The sequence below is a fragment of the Paenibacillus nitricinens genome (genome assembly GCF_052056485.1).
Taxonomy (GTDB): domain Bacteria; phylum Bacillota; class Bacilli; order Paenibacillales; family Paenibacillaceae; genus Paenibacillus_AQ; species Paenibacillus_AQ nitricinens.
Genome location: NZ_CP183948.1, coordinates 1,942,424 through 1,961,548, shown reverse-complemented (window position 1 = coordinate 1,961,548; position 19,125 = coordinate 1,942,424). Strand labels below are relative to the sequence as shown.

The window sequence follows — 19,125 nt, the reverse complement described above, 5'->3', positions numbered from 1 at the left end:
TATTACCCCTTCCAAATGACTTTATCTATTTACAATTTAGATCTCTTAGATTAATATTACTGTGTAAAGCAAACGGTTCCATAAGGAGGTTTCTATGACAGTTACCATTAAGGATGTGGCCAAGAAAGCGGGAGTATCTCCCTCCACGGTATCCCGGGTATTGTCCAATCACCCCAGAATCAGCCTGGAAACTTCCCGCAAGGTCAAAGCTATTATGGAAGATATGGGCTATACACCTAACATGATGGCTAAGAGTCTAGTGTCGAAAACTACAAACAGCATATGCTTCAGTCTTCCTAAACCAGCTGAAGAGCTGTTCTCAAATCTATTTTTTATGGAATTAATCCGGGGGATCGTTACACAAGCTAGCCGTTCCGGCTACGACGTGTTAATTAGTTCCGGAGCAAACGAGAAGGAAGAATTGGAAGCCGTTTCAAGACTTCTAAAGGGTCGTCGAGTAGATGGTGTTATACTGCTTTACTCTCGTACAGATGATGCTGTTATTGATTTTCTAGAGAGTAACGATTATCCATTCGTACTGGTAGGCCGAAGTGATCGGTATGAGAATATTTTATCTGTCGATAACGATAATGTGATGGCAGCATATGATGCTACAAACCACCTCATTGCAATGGGTCATGAACGTATTGGCTTCGTAAGCGGACCACCGAATCTAATTGTTTCTCGCGATCGTCTCGCAGGATACCGTAAAGCATTGCTGAATAGCGGTCTTGAAATGCGTGATGAATGGATTGTAGAAGGTGAATTTCTACAGGATAGCGGATATAGAGCGATGTCTTTTTTCATGAATTTGCCTAATCGGCCTACTGCTTTAGTTGCAGTGGATGATATGGTATCGTTCGGAATTTTACGCGGATTGAATGAACTGAAATACAAAGTGCCTGACGATCTCGCTATTGTAAGCTTTAACAATATTCCATTATCTGAATTATCCAGCCCTCCGATCAGTAGTATTGATATTGGAATTTATCATCTTGGCTACACTGCATCTCAGGTACTTATCCAGAATATCAAGAGTCCGAACCACGATGCTGGTTATACAAACCGATTTGTTATTCCACATCGCCTGATTGTGAGAGAGTCATCCATGTACGCTCATGCTAAGAACAAAACCGAATGAATAAGTGAAGCGATCAACGCTTCATTTATTTTTTGAAAATCTGTACAAACGTTTGCGCTAAATTACTAAAACTTCTTGATCCAGTTCTTTTCAGGGTGAATATTCGAATCTGAGGTTAAGATAAACTTAACATCTTTAGCAAAGCTTATACGAATTGAAAGCAAACCCAATGGATCACGATACTGTCACAAATTTTAGGAGGTACCACAATGACGGAAATTAAAGCCTGCTTGTTCGATTTGGATGGTGTTATCGTTGACACTGCCAAATACCATTATATCGCATGGAAAGAGCTTGCAGATGGATTAGGGTTTCTCTTCACAGAACAAGATAACGAACGCCTTAAAGGAGTCAGCAGAACGGCCTCGCTAAACATTTTGCTGGAAATCGGCGGACTAACTATCGATGAAGAAGAGAAAGCTAAGCTTGCGGAACAGAAGAATAATCGATATGTCGAATATATTGCGAAAATGGACAGCTCAGAGATTTTGCCAGGTGCGCTTGATTTTCTGAAAGAGTGCCGTGAGAATGGCATCAAAGTTGCCCTCGGTTCTGCTAGTAAGAACGCAATGACGATTTTAAATAATACCGGATTGACCCCTTACTTTGATGCGATCATTGATGGCACACACACTAGTGCTGCTAAACCTGATCCGGAAGTTTTTCTTTTAGGTGCTAAAGCACTTGGCGCTGATCCTAAACACTGTGTTGTCTTCGAAGATGCAGAAGCAGGAATTGAAGCTGCAACTCGTGCTGGAATGTTCAGCGTTGGTATTGGGTCACCGGAAACGCTCAATGCGGCGAACATCGTCGTTCCATCGCTCGCTCATATGAGCGTGCCACAACTCAAAAAATCTTTTGCTTAAAGTCTAACGAACATTAATCAACTGAAAGTGTTAATGTGATTCGCCCTGCTACATTCCACTTATAAATGAAATATGTATATCTAGAGGTACGCTTGAAGTGGAGATGGCGAAAGGATTGTGTAGAAGCGCTAGCGTTCGCCTTTGTCCCCAGATGCTCACCTTTAATTCTTCAAATTTAAGCATCTGGGGACAACAGCGATCGGAACAACCTTTCGCCAGCGGAGCGACTCACAAGCACCAAAGTAGAGATATAGTTCATTATATATCCCCACAACATATTTAAAGGAGCCGGTTATCGTGAAACAATATTTAACAATTGATGAATGGTCCATTATTGAAGAATCCTTTGATCCACAGACACAAGAAATCTCTGAAAGTGTATTTAGCCTTGGCAACGGATTTATGGGTGGCCGAGCTAATTTTGAAGAGCAATATAGTGGAAGCAGCCTGCAAGGCAGCTACATGGCTGGCGTATACTATCCTGACAAAACACGGGTCGGCTGGTGGAAGAACGGCTATCCCGAATATTTCGCTAAAGTACTGAACAGCACGAACTGGATCGGTATTAACATCGACATTGAGGGCACTCCTTTAGACTTGGCAAAATGTACGGTTTCCGATTTCCGTCGTGTTCTTAACATGAAGGAAGGTACGCTTTCCCGCTGCTTTACTGCCACGCTTGAAGATGGTAAGGAAGTAAAAGTTGAGAGTATCCGTTTTGTCAGCATGACTCGTCAAGAAATTGGGGCTATTCGTTACTCCATCACTCCTGTTAATTTCTCAGGCAAGATTACAATCACTCCTTATCTTGACGGCGATGTGAAGAACAAGGATTCCAACTATGACGAGAAATTCTGGAATGAAGTTGAGAAACAAGCAGGCACTGAAGGCGGGCATCTTACTCTTAAGACTAAAAAGCTCGATTTTCATGTAACCTCTGCAATGGCTTTTGATATCCAAGTCAATGGTGAGAAGGTCAACACTGAGGCTGAAGCGATTGAACAAGAGAAATATGTAGCTAGCAAAATCAATGTCTCCGTACAAACTGGCGATCACATCGTCATTTATAAATATGTTGCTAACGTAACCTCGCGTAATCATGGTCTTGGACAACTGGTCGATGCCGCTCAAACGGCTTTACAAGCTGCTAAGGAAGCTGGTTTTATAACCCTTCTGAACGAACAAATAGAAGCTTGGAGAGAGAAATGGAAAGAAAGCGACATCATTATTGAAGGTGACGTTTCGGCTCAGCAAGCGATTCGTTTCAATATTTTCCAGCTAAACCAAACCTACAATGGTGAAGATGACCGTCTGAACATTGGACCTAAAGGCTTTACAGGTGAAAAATACGGCGGCAGCACTTACTGGGATACAGAGGCGTATTGCGTTCCCTTCTATCTCAGTACAGCGGACTCCTCTATTGCCCGCAACCTGTTAATCTACCGTTACAAGCACTTGGAGAAGGCTAAAGAAAATGCTCGTAAGCTTGGTTTTGCAAAAGGTGCGTTGTACCCAATGGTTACAATGAACGGTGAAGAGTGCCACAACGAGTGGGAAATTACTTTTGAAGAAATTCACCGTAATGGAGCCATTGCTTATGCGATTTACAACTATGTGAACTACACTGGAGACAAAGCTTATCTGGGTCAATATGGTCTTGAAGTCCTTGTGGAAATCTCCCGCTTCTGGGAAGAACGAGTTCACTATGCAAATCGTAAAGACAAATACGTGATGCTTGGCGTAACAGGCCCTAATGAATATGAAAATAACGTAAATAATAACTGGTACACCAACCGGATGGCTTCCTGGACTATGGAATATACCTTAGAAGCACTGGATTATCTGAAAAAGAATGAATCCACGCGCTATGCAGAACTAGTTGATAAATTAGGGCTCCAAGAGAGCGAAACCGCTAAATGGAATGATATCATCGCTAAGATGTATTATCCTGCGGATGAAGAACTGGGTATCTTCTTGCAGCAAGATGGCTTCCTAGACAAAGAGATTATTCAAGTTAAGGATCTGGCAGCTGAGAACCTGCCACTAAACCAAAAATGGTCGTGGGATCGTATCCTGCGTTCTTGCTTCATTAAACAAGCGGACGTTCTGCAGGGATTATATTTCCTAGGAGACCGTTACGATCTGGATACCAAAAAGCGGAATTTCGACTTTTACGAGCCGATCACTGTTCATGAGTCCTCCCTATCCCCTTGTATCCACTCTATTCTAGCCAGCGAACTAGGATATAAAGATAAGGCTTATGAAATGTACTTGCGTACTTCAAGACTGGATCTCGATAACTATAACAATGATACCGAAGACGGCTTGCACAGCACTAGTATGGCCGGTACTTGGATGTCAATCGTACACGGTTTCGGTGGACTACGTGTGCATGATGGCCGACTGACTCTGAGCCCATCGAACCCAGGTCACTGGAGTGCATACTCATTCAAAATCATGTTCCGTGGCTCCCGTCTAAAAGTAAGCGTGTCGGATGCACAGGTTACGGTTACGAATGAAACGGATATTCCAGCTTCTATTACTATCTATGACAAAGAATATACCGTGAACGGCCTAAGCAGCATCACTGCTGACAGCAAATCCGTCACTGTATAAACCGACACCACAAGAGACCCTTGAAGCCAATAGCTTTTTAGGGTCTCTTTAATTTTTTCCTAAATGGATAACTTATATAAGGAGTGATTATTAATGAAAAGAACCTTTTGGAAGGAAGCTGTCGTTTATCAAATCTATCCACGCAGCTTTCAAGATAGTAATGGTGACGGTATTGGAGATCTGCAAGGTATCATTTCACGTCTGGATTATTTGCAGAAGCTCGGTGTCGATGTAGTTTGGTTGTCACCAGTATATAAATCGCCAAATGATGATAATGGTTATGACATCAGCGATTACGAAGATATTATGGATGAGTTCGGCACGCTAAAAGACTGGGAGGAACTACTGACCGGACTGCATGATCGTGGTATAAAACTAATGATGGATCTTGTAATCAACCACTCTTCTGATGAACATCATTGGTTCGTAGAGTCCCGTTCGTCAAAAGATAATCCCTACCGTGATTACTACATATGGCGTCCAGGTGGACCGAATGGCGAACGCCCTAACAATTGGAGCTCCATATTCAGCGGTCCGGCTTGGGAGCTAGATGAGACTACTGGCGAATACTATCTACACCTGTTCTCACGCAAGCAACCGGATCTCAACTGGGACAATCCAAAGCTGCGCGAGGAATTGTACAAGATGATTACCTTCTGGCTTGACAAGGGTGTGGATGGATTACGGATGGACGTCATTAATTTGATTTCTAAAGCGGAAGGACTGCCTTCCTTTCAAATCGAGGGCGAGGCGCCAGAGGAGCTTGCTTGGGGTGGCGATTACTTTATGAATGGCCCCCGGGTCCATGAGTTTTTACATGAAATGAACCAAAAGGTTCTTTCGGGCTATGACATTATGACCGTCGGGGAAACGCCAGGGGCTTCGGTAGAGGATGCCGTTCTTTACACAGACGAAGATCGTGAAGAGCTTCAGATGGTATTCCAATTCGAGCATATGGACGTAGATTCCGGTCCAGGAGGCAAATGGGATGTAGCCCCATGGACATTAACTAAACTGCGCGACATCCTTCATAAATGGCAGGTCGGTCTGGCTGACAAGGGTTGGAATAGTCTGTACTTGAACAATCATGACCAGCCGCGTATGGTTTCACGATTTGGTGATGATGGGAAGTATCGCATAATATCTGCCAAAATGCTCGCTACCTTACTACATACACTTAAAGGTACCCCCTATATTTACCAAGGTGAAGAAATTGGGATGACGAATGTAAAATTCACAACGCTGGAAGATTATAAAGACATCGAAATTTTGAATATGTACGGTGAAAAAGTAACTGAGGGTGGCGCAGATCATGAGATGATTCTGAACGCTATCCATGTCAAAGGCCGAGACAACGCCCGTACCCCAATGCAATGGGATGCATCAGCTAATGCTGGATTTTCAGAGGGAGAACCATGGCTTAAAGTAAATCCGATTTATAAGGAAATTAATGTAGAGCAAGCATTGGCGGATTCTGATTCAATCTTCTACTACTACCAGGAATTAATTGCTTTGCGCAAAAAAAATCCGATTATGGTATATGGAGAATATAAGCTGCTACTGCCTGAACATGAGAACATCTATGCCTATACCAGAACTTTAGATGATGAACAATGGCTGATCCTGCTGAACTTCAGCGAGGCTCCTCAAACCGTTGATCTCTCCGCAGAGCTGAGCACCGTGACTGATTTAATCATTGGAAATTATCCGGATGAATCACCCACACGAGAAATTCTGCGTCCTTACGAAGCAAGAGTGTACAGATTACAAAGCTGACTCTCTCCGTCTTCCTGAGTTATACTATATAGGATGATTTTGTTAAGATCATTCTTCCATCAGCAACCTGTCATTAGAGAGCAAGGAATAACAGGATTTGCAAATGGTGGCATGATAGTATGAACTCAAAGGGAGATGGCAGGCTTGGAATGGCTTATCCGCATGAAAGAAGCTTTAGATTATATGGAGAGTAAAATGGAGGAAACCTTTAATATAGAAGATATAGCAAAGGTGGCTTATTCTTCCCCTTTTCACTTCCAGCGTATGTTCTACATGCTTACCGGAGTATCTGTCAAAGACTATATCCGTAAACGGAAACTAACTCTGGCGGCACAGGAACTCGCTATTTCTAAAGTTAAGGTGCTAGATGTCTCATTAAAATACGGATATGACTCTCCCGAGTCGTTTGCCAAAGCATTCCGCAAAGCACATGGAATTACTCCTTCTGCTGCGCGGGAGTCAGGGGTACAGCTCAAAGCCTTCCCTAGACTCTCCTTCCATCTATCACTGAAGGGAGATAAAGAAATGGACTACAGAATTGAGACAAGAGAAGCTTTTAATGTTATCGGACTAGTTGAGGAAATGACAACGAAAGATGGGGAGAATTTACGCCGTATCCCCCAGCTGTGGATTGAAGCTAACGAAAATGGTACGTCGGATAAGCTGATTGAGATCGGTGTTGATAAGGACATTCTTGGGATTTGTAAAGATTTCAATCACGAAAAAGAAACCTTCTCCTATTGGATTGCTGTCGAAGCCTCTCCAGAGACGGATGCTCAGGGCTTTGCTTCTACGACGATACCAGCTGCGAGCTGGGCTGTGTTCACCTCAGTTGGGCCAATGCCGAATGCTATTCAGCAAGCATGGTCACGGATCTTTCAGGAATGGTTCCCTGCAACAGGCTATGAGCATACAGGAGGACCCGAGTTTGAGTTATACCTTCCGGGAAGACCTGATGCAGAGGATTATCGCTGCGAGATCTGGATACCGGTTATGAAAAAAAATTAAAGCTTACTAAGACTATTCGGAATTCCGGATAGTCTTTCTTTCTTTCAGAATTTCTACGATTTCATTTTGAGAATCGGCTTAATCTTGGTATAATAAATAGATTATGTGATTCAATAATGACTATTGTCGTCCGATTATCGGTGAAGGAGAAATTCATGTCTACTGTAAAAATATTTTCAGACAGCACTTCCGATTTGCCTCAAGGCTGGAAGGATACTTTTAATATCGGCATCGTTCCCCTTTACGTAGTGTTTGAAGAAGGAACCTACAAAGATGGTGAAGATATCACACCAGAGGAAGTGTATCGCCGTGTAGCCGCAAGCGGAGTATTGCCAAAGACTGCCGCGCCTTCGCCAGCTGACTTTATCGCCGCTTTTCATCCGGTAATTAACCGTGGAGATGATATTGTATATATCAGTCTCTCCTCGTCACTATCCTCTACATATCAGAATGCACTTTTGGCTGCCGGGGAATTCCCTGAGGGTCGTGTACAGGTTATTGATTCACAGACCTTATGTGGAGGCATTGCTCTTCTCGTTATGAAAGCTGTCAGAGCCGCTGAAAAAGGTCACAGTGTCATTGAGATTGCAGCTATGCTGAAGCAGAGTCGCAATCTTGTAGAAACAGAATTCGTGGTAGATACGCTAGATTACTTATATATGGGTGGACGCTGTTCAGGTATGCAGAATTTCATCGGTAGTCTGCTAAAAATTCGTCCTGTTCTTAGACTTGTAGACGGCAGCATCGTACCTACTAGTAAAATTCGTGGCAAAAAAGAAAAAGCCGTGGAACAAATGCTCCAGAACGCCTTGGTTAACATCGATCGGATGGATAGAGAGCTGCTCATCGTTGTACATACCTTGGCGGAAGAAGATGCTCGCTATCTAGAGACAGCGATACGAGAGAAGACTCAAGTCAATGAGATAGCTATCCTCAACGCAGGTTGTGTTATTGGTAGCCATTGTGGTCCACATACTGTAGGTCTCATGTATATGCTTCAAGATTAATCATCTCATGCAAATCTCCGGCCATTGCTTCGCAAATCAATGGACCGGGGATTTGTGCGTTTACCACTCCTGATCTGAAGTTGAATTTTACTCAACCTCATTTTTTATGAAGGGTAACATAAACCGGAACGTTGAACCTTTATTCTCTTCGCTTTCTACAAAGATTGTCCCACCCATCAGCTCAACCAGCTGCTTACAAATCGCGAGTCCCAGCCCTGTACCGCCATATTTACGGTTGATGGTCGGGTGCAGCTGTGAGAAGGATTGAAATAATAAATTGAGTTTATTATCGGCAATCCCAACACCTGTATCGCGGACAGAGAATTCCAATAAATATTCTTTTGAATCCGAAAGTGGAATGTTCTTAACCGATAGCGTGACGCTTCCATGCTCTGTGAATTTCAGAGCATTCCCTACCAGATTGACAATAATCTGCCGCAAACGGATCGGATCAGCCAGTAACGTTGTTGGAACACTCGTATCCGCCCACCACCGCAAGGACAGCTTCTTTTCTTCGGCTTTAGGCGTAAATAAATCAATGATGTCCGATATCATCTCTCGAAGTTCAAATGATTCGGATTGCAGCGGCATTTTACCCGCTTCCATCTTGCTGAAATCAAGAATGTCATTCAAGATCTGTAAAAGCGTGTAACTACTGCTTCGTAAAATCTCGACATACCCCCGCTGTTCTTCTCCAAGCTCGGTTTCAAGTAAAAGGTCTGACATCCCTATCATTCCATTCATCGGTGTCCGAATTTCATGACTCATCATTGCTAAGAAATCCGATTTGGCTTGCGCCGCCTGCTCTGCAGATTCTTTAGCGCGAATGATTTCTTTTGCATTCGTGATATCACTAAAAGCAATAACTGCTCCTGAGATCATCCCTCCATCCATAAGCGGCGCCACCCGATAATTAACGAAGAGGCTCGTTCCATCCTTACGCCAGAAGATCTCATCGTCTTTCCTGCGGATAATTCCATCTGCAATCGTAAGACTGATCTGACAATCAGGGGTTGAATAACGTGAGCCATCGCCTTGGATTTGATGAATATATTCCATCAGCTTCAGGCCAACCAATTCTGTAGGCTGGTAACCTAACATATCCGCTCCCTCACGGTTAATAAAGAGCGTTCGTCCCAAATGATCTAGTACAAATATTCCAGCTGAGACGGAGTTCAGAATAAGATTCGCTCTCTTATTCTCGACTTCAGCAGCAAAAGTAGGTTTGAAGTTAGACTCAAGTTCTACCTTATCCGATAATTTAGCATGAAAAGAATCTGCCAATGCATTTAGCCAGTCATGCAGCCCTTCCGAATAATGATGATAGTTGCTATTATCCACTTGTATGATCGCGAATACCCCGAAAATTCCCTCATCTATCGTTATAGGAATAAAATCCCCCCTCACGGCGTCTGCTTTGGGATTGTTCAAATCTTGCAATTCAAAGCTAGAGGGATTTCCTTGCAGGGCAGCCTCAAAGCTAGCTACATCAACAAGGTATAATCTTTTATGTGCTGTCAGACCTATATCTCGGAACGATGCTTCTGCACTGGATTCTAGATAGAACGTACGATTCGTTCCTACGCAGCGACCTTGCCGATCCAACACAAATATCAAATTAGGATGATGGTCATATAACGATTTATAAGCGCTCTCTTCCGAAAGCAATCGTGTTAGAATGGACGTCCAGTCTTTATCCACAATTCATTTCACCTCAGGCTCTCTCATCCATTATCATTACCCTAAAATGAACGGAAATCATCTTAAATTTTAAATTCTTCTATTTTGATCATTATAGCAAATATACTTTAATCGGTCGCAAATAAACACTAAATCCCCCTTTAGAACCCAACCACGATGACTTACACATCGTACTGAGATTCTTAAGAGGGATTTCTGTAAATATTTTAGGCTATATCTTTATGGTCAATATTGCGAATGGCCATATAGGCAATACCTGCTCCTAGCAATCCAAGCGAGATCGACACCGCCGCTAAATTACCTAAGCGTGCTTGATCAAATCCACCAGAAATTAGGGACGTAACTAACACAGCCGAGACGATGGTGGCTGGAACTGATTTTTTCTTCATTCCAAAGTACAATGGGATCAGAGCGATACCCGCTGCATAAAATGCGTTTGCACCCAACTTAAACAGTTCTGAAGTAATCATAGGAAGGTTTAACTCACCAGGAATAAGTCCTACAAACGAATTAAATCCTATTAGCATAGCGCCAACTACAATGTCTGACACAATGATAGCAACAAATGTGAAGGCGAACACTATCAATATTTTCGCCGTCATTAGCTTTTTACGTGAGATAGGATACATGAAGAGAAGAGTAATCGTGTTGTTCTTATACTCATCAATCACCAGCCTGCTAATAATAACGGAAGCGAAAATAATGTAAGCAGCCTTAACAAAAACGAACACACCCTCAAACATATCTGCATAAGAAGCGAATGACGGTTCATTCTCATTTCGATCCACGAATAAAACCATAATCATAAATGCAAGGATAGCGAGATTGACAATTGCTGCTCCTGTAAGAAGCGTCTTTAGCTTATTCTTCCGAATCTCCAAAGATATTAATTTAAGCAACGCCCTCACCCCCAATCAATTGTAAAAAATAATCTTCCAGCGTATGTTGTTTCTTGCTAATGCTTTCAATCTCCACGTCTGCTAGCACTAACGCCTTATTCAGATCACGTTGTGAGATTCCGCCGTCATATATTCTTATTGTAATATGGTCCAGCACTTTGAAATTATTGAGGCCAAGCTTTTGCTTGAGCACGTACACTGCTTTATTAATCTCATTCGTAACCACTTCGATATACTCTGTATTTTGACCGCGAATGGAATCCATCGCCACCTCTTCTACCAGAGCACCCTGCCGGATCACACCGATCGTATCAGCAATCTGCTCGATTTCCCCCAGAATATGACTAGATACAAGTAACGTCATTCCATATTCACGGCTGAGCATCCTGAACACTTCACGCATCTCTTTGATTCCCACAGGGTCTAGTCCATTAATCGGCTCATCCAGAATGAGTAGCTCCGGTTTCGTCATAAAGGCTCTGGCAATACCAAGGCGCTGCTTCATCCCAAGCGAAAATTGCTTCACCGGCTTTTTATCGATACCTGTAAGCTTTACCAGCTCCAGTGCTTCGCCAATCGCTTGCGGATCATAATAGCCCATGTATTCTCCATGCAGGATCAAGTTTTCTTTGGCTGTCAGCTTATCATAGAACACTGGATATTCAATGATGCAGCCCATCCGTTTGAGCATTTCATACGAATGATTTGTCATTTTTTCATTAAAAAACTCAATCTCGCCACTCGTCGGTTTAACGAGGTTCGTGATCATTTTCATGACCGTTGTTTTGCCGGCACCGTTCGGTCCAAGAAAACCATAAATTTCACCTTGTTTAATATTCATATTCACATTGCTGACAGCTTCTTTGCCTTGGTAGGTTTTTGTTAAATTTCTTGTTCGAAGTATCGTAGTCATTTCCGTGCTCCCCTTTGTTTTCGTCTCGTCTTCCTTAGTTCTTATTGTACACAGCAGAATTTTCTTTTTTATTACTCGATTCTTACGAAAATCTTAAGCTGTACACAATTTCACTCCTTAGAAGCTTAGTCTGCGAAAAGAAAGGGTAAATACCGTTCTCACAAACGGTTGACTAACCAGTGTAATGGTTCCATTCATCTGCTCTGTTAATCTTTTGGTAATCGTCAGACCCAGACCACTCCCTTGATATGATCGATTTCTCGAGTCCTCCAGTGTATAGAGCCGTTCGAATACTTTATCCTGGTGAACTTCACTAATGCCTTTTCCCCTGTCCCAAACATCTATGTATACTTTGTTCTTATCACTATAGAGTTTCAAACCTAATACGCCTCCGGCATCCCCGTAAGTAATCGCATTCGATAACAAATTGGTCAGTATCCGGTCAAGCGCCTCTTCGTTTCCCATGAAATAAAGCGAGTCATCAGGGATCTCTATTTCTACCTCACTGCCCTTGGCGCTAAGGATATCATAGAAAGAGAGAATATTACGTCTGCACACCTCGCCTGCCTCCACACGTGAAAGATTGATTTCCCGATCCCCCGATTCCAGCTTGGCCAAATCAAAAAACTTGTTCATCAGATGGATCACTTCATTCGCTTTTTGGTGAATTGTGTTCATCATACGTTCCCGTTCCTCGGCTGGCATATGCTCATCCTGCAGAATTGTTTCAATATAACCGAGTACTACCGTTAGCGGAGTCTTTAGATCGTGGGAAATATTCGACAGCATATTACGCATGGATTTCTCCAGCTTCACGCGCTCAATGCTTCCTTTATGGTTAACGTCGAGCAGCCGGTTTAGATCAATTAGCACACTTTGCAGCTCTAAATTACTACTAAATAACAGCAGTCTTTCGTGTGAACCTTCGGCCATGATGCTACTTAGTTTGTCATGAATATATTTCAGGTCTCTGGAAGCTTTACGCGAATGCTGATATTGCCATCCAATGACGACGAGCAGGAGTACAATGATCACACTAAGCGCCATACTCATTATAGCTGTTCTCCCAGCTTATACCCGATCCCCCATAATGTCTTGATGAACTCTGGATGGGAGGGATCATCTTCTATTTTTTCACGTAATCTTCTCATATGTACATTAATAACGTTCTCATCTCCGAAATAATCATCTGCCCATACGCTAGCATAAATCTGCGCTTTGGTGAAGACTCTGCCCGGATGCGTAACGAACAGCTTAAGAATATGAAATTCCTTAGACGTTAACTTCACTTCTTCCCCGTTTTTTAGCGCAGAGAAATTATCCAAATCCACAGTCAGGCCACCAATGGAAATCTTTTGCTTCGCAGGAATTGGAGCTTCCGGTTGGATGGTGGGAGTAACATAACCCGCTCTTCGAATCGCAGCCTTCACTCTTGCAGCTAATTCGATCATTGAAAATGGCTTGGTAATATAATCGTCTGCCCCAAAGCCAAGTCCAAGTGCTTTATCCACATCACTGTCCTTGGCCGACATGATCAACACAGGAACTAGACTTTTCGCACGGATCGTCTGGAGAATATCCGTCCCACTGCGCTTGGGCAGCATGAGGTCTAATAATACAAGATCAAAAGGATTACTAGTACGGAATGTTCTTTCCGCTACTTCACCATCAAACGCCGTTTCCACTTCATAGCCCTCTTTTACTAAATAGGACCTAACCATTTCACTAATTGCTTCGTCATCTTCAATTAATAATATACGGTGCATGAATACTGCCTCCAATGATTTGAGAATAAAAATTAGTTAAAAACTTAAGGTATTTCTTTAAGGTACACGTGACTGCGGGGAATGTTTGGACTTTCGGCCGCTGTTGTCACCAGATTTCTTTGATTATATACCGTGTTTCACGGTTGAAGTCCGGTGAGCCTATGCTTCCGAAGCGAGCTTTCCTACGGAAAGCTTTCAGGCGGACGCTATCGCTCCTACAGTTCCAAACTTCCCCTCCGCCACTCTTCCTTTTTAGAATGTTTTAGTTCAATTTATTTAAATTATTCGTAATGCCCCTTAACCTCAGGAAGTTGCTTATAAATGCTCCCAGCCTGCACGATTTTAATGATCGTTTGGGCTAGTTCAGTCATCTGACCGTCATCCTCAGTATTCTGGCATTCCGTCCACTGATAATGACGCTCTCCACTATTAATCTGAACCGATAAATCATAACTTTCAGCAGGTTTTCGATTACACTCGGTAGATAATTCTTTTTCATCTAGGTAATTCGCTAGTACCATTTCTTTATAGATTTGTCCTCGTTCCTGTTCAGAAAGCTCAAAATCGCTAACCTCGACTACTTCCCCATTCTGGAGATCTTTGACCAACTTCTTCTCTATCGTATTAATTTCGTTCTTTTGGTTCACACCATACTTTAAAACAAACTCAAACTTATCTTGTTTCGTTACGTCAAAAAGAATCTGTAGCAGCTCGATCTTTGCTTGTTCGCCCTCGCAGCCCGTTAAGGTATACGACAGAAGTTTATCCGTTTCGTTTCTAACAAGGTTCTGACAAGTGTATGTGGTTACTTGGGGACTACCAAACGTATCTTCGGAATTATCATGCCGCATTTCAATCCCTTGGTCAGTATATTTCAAGTCATTAAAGATCGGATCACCTTCAATTGTGTAATGAACCACACGCTGCGTACCCACTTTATTTTGGATAAAAGCATCCAGCTTCTTAAGATTCTTAACAATCATTCCATGGCTGTTTATCACATCTTCTTGTTCATTAATGGTAGTTGTGAATTTGTCTTCTCCATTGGATGGCTGGTTAAAGCAACCGGTTACTATAAGCGCTATAAAAATCAGAAGAATACCGCTCGATCTCATCGATCATAACCTCCTTAAACACTCCATAAGTAGAATCATTTGTTAAAGTATACCAATAATAACGGGGGCTGGGTATCCCTCCAGAGGGATATCTGATGATAGAGAGATTGATAGAAATTTAAACCAGATAGCAAAAAAAGCCGATTGGATATCCAATCAGCCCTAATTATTGTTCAGTTTCAATTGAATCCAAGAGATCAGTCAAATAATCTTGATATTCCGATAAGCGTGTGTTCGAACACATTTTCTGAAGTAAATATACCCATAGATGAATCAGCCAATCCCTTCTGGAGGGCGGGACCAAATAAATCGATGCTCTTGGCAATCTGTCCGCCGATAACGATGCGAGTTGGCTGATAGTCTATAACATAGGACTTTAGCACCTCAGCCAATCGTGTACCGAATTCTTCAAACACCTTACAGCACAAGCTATTACCATCTTTTGCTTGCTCTGCGAGTTCCTTCACGTCCATTCCTTTTTCTAGAGCTCCCATCTGCTCAGCCAAGCGAAGAATTCCGCGACGTGAGAAGGCATCGTCTATGGAGCTCTCTAGGAAAGGTTTATCATAGAGCCAACCGTCCTTGGGAACACCTGGTCCTTCGTTCAGGAGCGATGCATGATCAATAAATGCAGAGCCTAACCCTGTCCCTAAAGTTAACGAAATATATCGTTCATTTGGAAATAACCTGCTTACGCCTAAAGCAAACAGCTTCGCATCATTCTCAAATCGAATATCTGCCTGCAGCAGGTGCTTCGCCCATTCCTTATGTTGTAAGGTATTGAACCGGGTATATAATACTTCTCGTACATTCTTACCATACAACGCCTCATATTTACTAAGCCCCTGAATATAACAGATACCATGCTGATAATCAAAGGGCCCGGGAAAAGCAAGACCGATATTCCAAGTACAGTCTGCGGATTTTCCTAGTGTAACGCTATAGAACTGATATTGATCTTCGAATATAGAAATAAATTGGTCTATAATCACATCGGCATCTTGGTCAGCGAAGGAAGGATGTTGCTTACAGCTAGCCTGTAGCAATTCTCCATCCACGACCAAACCAGACTTAATGAAGGTTCCTCCCACGTCTAAAGCGATCACGACTTTAGGCTTCAAAGGAGACTCACATCCCATGCCTTGGATACGCCAGCCTTCACAAGCTTACATGGTTTGTTTCCGATATTTATTATTTTGTAGGCACCAAACACGGCTGGGAGGATATATGATTCAGCATATTGTAACTCGATATATATAGATTCATCTGCACAGGATACTATACGGACCTTTTCTCCCTCAACCAAGTTATACATTACCATTTCGTTATTTGTATGGTCCTCCCATGTATCATGTAAGTGCACACGATGAACATAAAACAGTAGATCTTCACGCTGTCCAAGAACATACTCTTCGTTCATGCCCTGATTTTTCAGCAAGCTTGGCTTAGGAATCAAATTGTCCTCAACCCATGCCGTTTTTTTATCGAAATCAATATTGTCAAAAGCATGTTCAATATTAATAGGACGTGGCTTGCCATCCATTCCTTTACGAAGAAAATCGTAGATTTTGAACGTAAACCACCATGTCGTAGAGGATATTTCGAGCACTAAGTTATTCTTTCCAGAGGCATGAACGGTCCCTGTAGGAATTAAGAATAAATCCCCCTTATTCGCTTCATATTGATTAACGAAGTCAGTGATCTGAATCGGTTCACCAGTTTCTTGTGCGTCTTGTACCGCGTTAAAGAATTCCTCCTTCGTACATTGTTCGGTCAGTCCCAAGAACACTGATGTATTCTCTAAATTCTCCATGATATAATACGATTCTTGTTGTGCCATAAATTCATTAAATGTCTCACGAATATACTCCTGCTTCGGATGTACCTGGCATGACAAGCTATCTCCGTCGATGGTATCAAGGTAGTCGAAGCGAATCGGAAAATAATCACCAAACAGCCCGACAATACGATTCCCGAGAATGGCCGGATGCTCATAATGCATGACTATGAGGAAGGGTACCTCGATTATTTCGTCGTTGTATTTCAGCAAAATAGAGTTCTCCGGTGCAATCGGCTCAAAGCTCCATGCGCAGTTGGCCCACTCCTTCGGAAGCTCCGCGAATTTCTTCAAATATTGACCGCCCCATATCCCTGGCGCGAAGAATGGTTTCACACGCATAGGGGACTTGGCGATATCTGCAATCATCTGGCGTAGGGTGAAGACCGTCGTTAGCTTGGGACACTCTGGCTCATTCATATCCACATAATAGTGGATCGAATCCAATACTTCTTTTCGGTAAGTTTCCAGCACTGGCCATTCCACAAATAGACAGATTTTATACTTCTCCACCACATCTCGGTTCCAACTAAAGCCGAAATTCAATAAATGTGCTTTATGTTCCAATTGCTGATACTCACGAGATACATCCAAGAAGTAGGTAATATCGTAGTTGCCGTTCCCGAGCCAATAAGCCCCTGGTCCGAACGTGATGATGAAGGTTGTTTGGTCGACAGGTAATTGAATCTGTTTTTTGAAGTTGTCTATCTTATCTTGTGCTTCTGGAATGAAATAATCTGTAATGTTAGCATCCGAAAAATAACCAAATGCACGATTATCTGTAATATTCGCTTCAAAGAACTTGCGCAGCTCTTCACTAGTCTTCATAAAGCTATTGGTTCCGATGAGAACTGTCTTATACCCCTCTTGTTCCAATACATCTATGATCCTTGCCAGGACGTGCTGATATCGGGCACCATGCGTTCCGTCAATAGCTACATTAATAATACTAGTGGAATTCATCGCAGCTTGTTGTAGGAGCGGGGATAGTATTGCCTCAAAACCTCGCTGGACTCCGGCTTTTGCATATGGCGTAACTGTATCTGGCTTGATTTGTTGAGTATACCGAATAGGGTTAATAGGTCTTTTCTCGAACATAGTTGTCACTCCTATACAGTTAGTGAGCTCTATCCCGCTCATAGTGATTTATTTTAGGGCAATATGCCTGATTCCAATGCCTTCCACACAAGCTGTGCGAACTGGCTGTTCGACCAAGCGAACCACTCACGTGTAAATTGGGTTGAATCATTGACATCAAATCCCTCATGCATAAATCCAGTACCAGCATCTGTCGACTCACAGATTTCAATCATCTCGAGCATCTCTTGCGGATCAACTGCGGTTAAGCCCTGCATCGTATAAGCAAGATGCCATACGAATCCCGTGCTAGTATGCGGACTGCCAATGCCGCTGAGCTTCTCGCCTTTGAAGAAATAGGGATTATCCTCACTCAGAGCAAATTTGCGGGTATTCAAATATATCGGATCGTCTGGCGCACAGTAACCTAGATAGGGCGCTGACATTAAGCTCGGAGTACCTGCATCGTCCATCAATAAATGGTTACCGAAACCATCCGTTTCGAACGCATACATCTTGCCGTATTTGGAATGGTCAATGATTCCATAAAGCTCAATGGCATGCCGGATTTCTTCTTCCATTGCCGACATTCGGGCTACAAGCTTTGAATCTCTATATACATATTGAGCAATTTCCTGCAATTGTCGAAGCGTTACAGCGGCGAACATATTCGATGGAATATTGAAGTGAAAGTCACACGCATCGTCACTGGGGCGGAAGCCTGACCAGATCAGTCCAACATTATTTACCGGCATCCCCAAACCGTTCTTACGTAATGTATCTATCATGATGCCGTTGTGACGTTGAAAGCGGTAGGTTGACTGCTCCTTGTGCTCCTGCTCAATCTGCCATACGTTCAACATCTTCAGTAGTGAGGTTCGGAAAACTTCATCAAAGATCCCGGTGCGTCCAGTTTCTTTCCAATATAGATATGCCAAGCGGAATGAGAAGCACATGGAATCCAGCTCAAATTTACGCTCCCATACCCAAGGTGAGCTGTCTGTCTCATCCGTTGCATTCCAGTGCCAATCATTTGCTGACTCGTTAAAGGCATTCGCATAAGGATCAATTTGAATATAAAACATATGACGGCGTATTAAGCCTTCTAGAATCCGCCCAAGCTCAGCATCTTCCTTGGCAAAAGGAACATAATGAATAACCTGCTCAACAGAGTCACGCAGCCACATCGCCGGAATATCGCCAGTTAACACAAATGTTGTTCCGTCATCCAACAGCTTAGTAGTTGTTTCTAGTGTATTTGGAAAACAATTCTGAAATAATTGACGCAGCTTCGGACGATGAGCCAGACGTTCACTAGCGTCCTTCATGACTTGCTGAACCGCCTGAGGCAGAGGGAACTTATTAATTTCAATAGTAGGTAAACGATGTTCTTTCATAATTTG

15 protein-coding genes are annotated in these 19,125 nt (G+C 42.8%); 6 read left to right on the top strand and 9 right to left on the bottom strand.

Annotation, left to right across the window (positions count from 1 at the left end; genetic code table 11):
- Window positions 1-94: 94 nt before the first annotated feature.
- The 6 genes from ACN6KS_RS08585 to ACN6KS_RS08560 all read left to right on the top strand — a co-directional run bounded on the left by ACN6KS_RS08585 (window position 95) and on the right by ACN6KS_RS08560 (window position 8,414).
- The gene (locus ACN6KS_RS08585) at window positions 95-1,141 is read left to right on the top strand and encodes a LacI family DNA-binding transcriptional regulator (RefSeq protein ID WP_094873917.1); all 1,047 of its coding nucleotides are present in this window, start codon (window positions 95-97) and stop codon (window positions 1,139-1,141) included.
- A 209-nt stretch (window positions 1,142-1,350) separates the two neighbouring features.
- The gene (gene pgmB, locus ACN6KS_RS08580; RefSeq protein ID WP_440961799.1) at window positions 1,351-2,007 is read left to right on the top strand and encodes a beta-phosphoglucomutase; all 657 of its coding nucleotides are present in this window, start codon (window positions 1,351-1,353) and stop codon (window positions 2,005-2,007) included.
- Between the two features lie 297 nt (window positions 2,008-2,304).
- Entirely contained in the window at window positions 2,305-4,623 is a 2,319-nt protein-coding gene (locus ACN6KS_RS08575) for a glycoside hydrolase family 65 protein (RefSeq protein ID WP_440961798.1), read from the top strand.
- A 93-nt stretch (window positions 4,624-4,716) separates the two neighbouring features.
- Window positions 4,717-6,399, top strand: coding sequence for a glycoside hydrolase family 13 protein (locus ACN6KS_RS08570; RefSeq protein WP_440961797.1), 1,683 nt, complete (start codon window positions 4,717-4,719; stop codon window positions 6,397-6,399).
- 144 nt (window positions 6,400-6,543) lie between these two features.
- The gene (locus ACN6KS_RS08565; RefSeq protein WP_179281728.1) at window positions 6,544-7,407 is read left to right on the top strand and encodes an AraC family transcriptional regulator; all 864 of its coding nucleotides are present in this window, start codon (window positions 6,544-6,546) and stop codon (window positions 7,405-7,407) included.
- A gap of 155 nt (window positions 7,408-7,562) precedes the next feature.
- Window positions 7,563-8,414 carry a DegV family protein gene (locus ACN6KS_RS08560; protein ID WP_094873906.1) on the top strand — a complete coding sequence of 284 codons (852 nt, stop codon included), beginning with the start codon at window positions 7,563-7,565 and terminating at the stop codon, window positions 8,412-8,414.
- 87 nt (window positions 8,415-8,501) lie between these two features.
- Here the strand turns inward: ACN6KS_RS08560 and ACN6KS_RS08555 are convergent, their stop codons facing one another.
- The 9 genes from ACN6KS_RS08555 to ACN6KS_RS08515 all read right to left on the bottom strand — a co-directional run bounded on the left by ACN6KS_RS08555 (window position 8,502) and on the right by ACN6KS_RS08515 (window position 19,119).
- Window positions 8,502-10,115 (bottom strand): ATP-binding protein, encoded by a 1,614-nt coding sequence (locus ACN6KS_RS08555; protein ID WP_440961796.1) that lies wholly within the window; start codon window positions 10,113-10,115, stop codon window positions 8,502-8,504.
- 206 nt (window positions 10,116-10,321) lie between these two features.
- A complete protein-coding gene (locus ACN6KS_RS08550; RefSeq protein ID WP_256990647.1) occupies window positions 10,322-11,023 on the bottom strand; it encodes an ABC transporter permease in 702 nt (233 codons plus the stop codon).
- The gene (locus ACN6KS_RS08545) at window positions 11,007-11,927 is read right to left on the bottom strand and encodes an ABC transporter ATP-binding protein (protein WP_094873900.1); all 921 of its coding nucleotides are present in this window, start codon (window positions 11,925-11,927) and stop codon (window positions 11,007-11,009) included. Before ACN6KS_RS08545 ends, ACN6KS_RS08550 begins: the two co-directional genes overlap by 17 nt.
- 117 nt (window positions 11,928-12,044) lie before the next feature.
- On the bottom strand, window positions 12,045-12,980 hold the full coding sequence (locus ACN6KS_RS08540) for a sensor histidine kinase (protein ID WP_440961795.1): 936 nt from the start codon (window positions 12,978-12,980) through the stop codon (window positions 12,045-12,047).
- The gene (locus ACN6KS_RS08535; RefSeq protein ID WP_094873897.1) at window positions 12,980-13,693 is read right to left on the bottom strand and encodes a response regulator transcription factor; all 714 of its coding nucleotides are present in this window, start codon (window positions 13,691-13,693) and stop codon (window positions 12,980-12,982) included. The genes ACN6KS_RS08540 and ACN6KS_RS08535 overlap by 1 nt, the downstream gene beginning before the upstream one ends.
- Before the next feature lie 281 nt (window positions 13,694-13,974).
- On the bottom strand, window positions 13,975-14,808 hold the full coding sequence (locus tag ACN6KS_RS08530) for a DUF4362 domain-containing protein (RefSeq protein WP_440961794.1): 834 nt from the start codon (window positions 14,806-14,808) through the stop codon (window positions 13,975-13,977).
- Window positions 14,809-15,005: 197 nt separating this feature from the next.
- Window positions 15,006-15,929, bottom strand: a complete 924-nt coding sequence (locus tag ACN6KS_RS08525; protein WP_440961793.1) for an ROK family protein — start codon at window positions 15,927-15,929, stop codon at window positions 15,006-15,008.
- Window positions 15,926-17,743 carry a class I mannose-6-phosphate isomerase gene (locus ACN6KS_RS08520; RefSeq protein WP_440961792.1) on the bottom strand — a complete coding sequence of 606 codons (1,818 nt, stop codon included), beginning with the start codon at window positions 17,741-17,743 and terminating at the stop codon, window positions 15,926-15,928. The genes ACN6KS_RS08525 and ACN6KS_RS08520 overlap by 4 nt, the downstream gene beginning before the upstream one ends.
- 53 nt (window positions 17,744-17,796) lie before the next feature.
- Entirely contained in the window at window positions 17,797-19,119 is a 1,323-nt protein-coding gene (locus tag ACN6KS_RS08515) for a glycoside hydrolase family 125 protein (protein ID WP_280788377.1), read from the bottom strand.
- Window positions 19,120-19,125 lie beyond the last annotated feature (6 nt).

Excerpts from the sequence above, each read along its gene's own strand:
- pgmB (WP_440961799.1), top strand. The coding sequence starts at position 1,351 with ATGACGGAAATTAAAGCCTGCTTGTTCGATTTGGATGGTGTTATCGTT.
- ACN6KS_RS08535 (WP_094873897.1), bottom strand. The coding sequence starts at position 13,693 with ATGCACCGTATATTATTAATTGAAGATGACGAAGCAATTAGTGAAATG.
- ACN6KS_RS08520 (WP_440961792.1), bottom strand. The coding sequence starts at position 17,743 with ATGTTCGAGAAAAGACCTATTAACCCTATTCGGTATACTCAACAAATC.
- ACN6KS_RS08585 (WP_094873917.1), top strand. The coding sequence starts at position 95 with ATGACAGTTACCATTAAGGATGTGGCCAAGAAAGCGGGAGTATCTCCC.
- ACN6KS_RS08540 (WP_440961795.1), bottom strand. The coding sequence starts at position 12,980 with ATGAGTATGGCGCTTAGTGTGATCATTGTACTCCTGCTCGTCGTCATT.
- ACN6KS_RS08560 (WP_094873906.1), top strand. The coding sequence starts at position 7,563 with ATGTCTACTGTAAAAATATTTTCAGACAGCACTTCCGATTTGCCTCAA.
- ACN6KS_RS08515 (WP_280788377.1), bottom strand. The coding sequence starts at position 19,119 with ATGAAAGAACATCGTTTACCTACTATTGAAATTAATAAGTTCCCTCTG.
- ACN6KS_RS08570 (WP_440961797.1), top strand. The coding sequence starts at position 4,717 with ATGAAAAGAACCTTTTGGAAGGAAGCTGTCGTTTATCAAATCTATCCA.
- ACN6KS_RS08545 (WP_094873900.1), bottom strand. The coding sequence starts at position 11,927 with ATGACTACGATACTTCGAACAAGAAATTTAACAAAAACCTACCAAGGC.
- ACN6KS_RS08530 (WP_440961794.1), bottom strand. The coding sequence starts at position 14,808 with ATGAGATCGAGCGGTATTCTTCTGATTTTTATAGCGCTTATAGTAACC.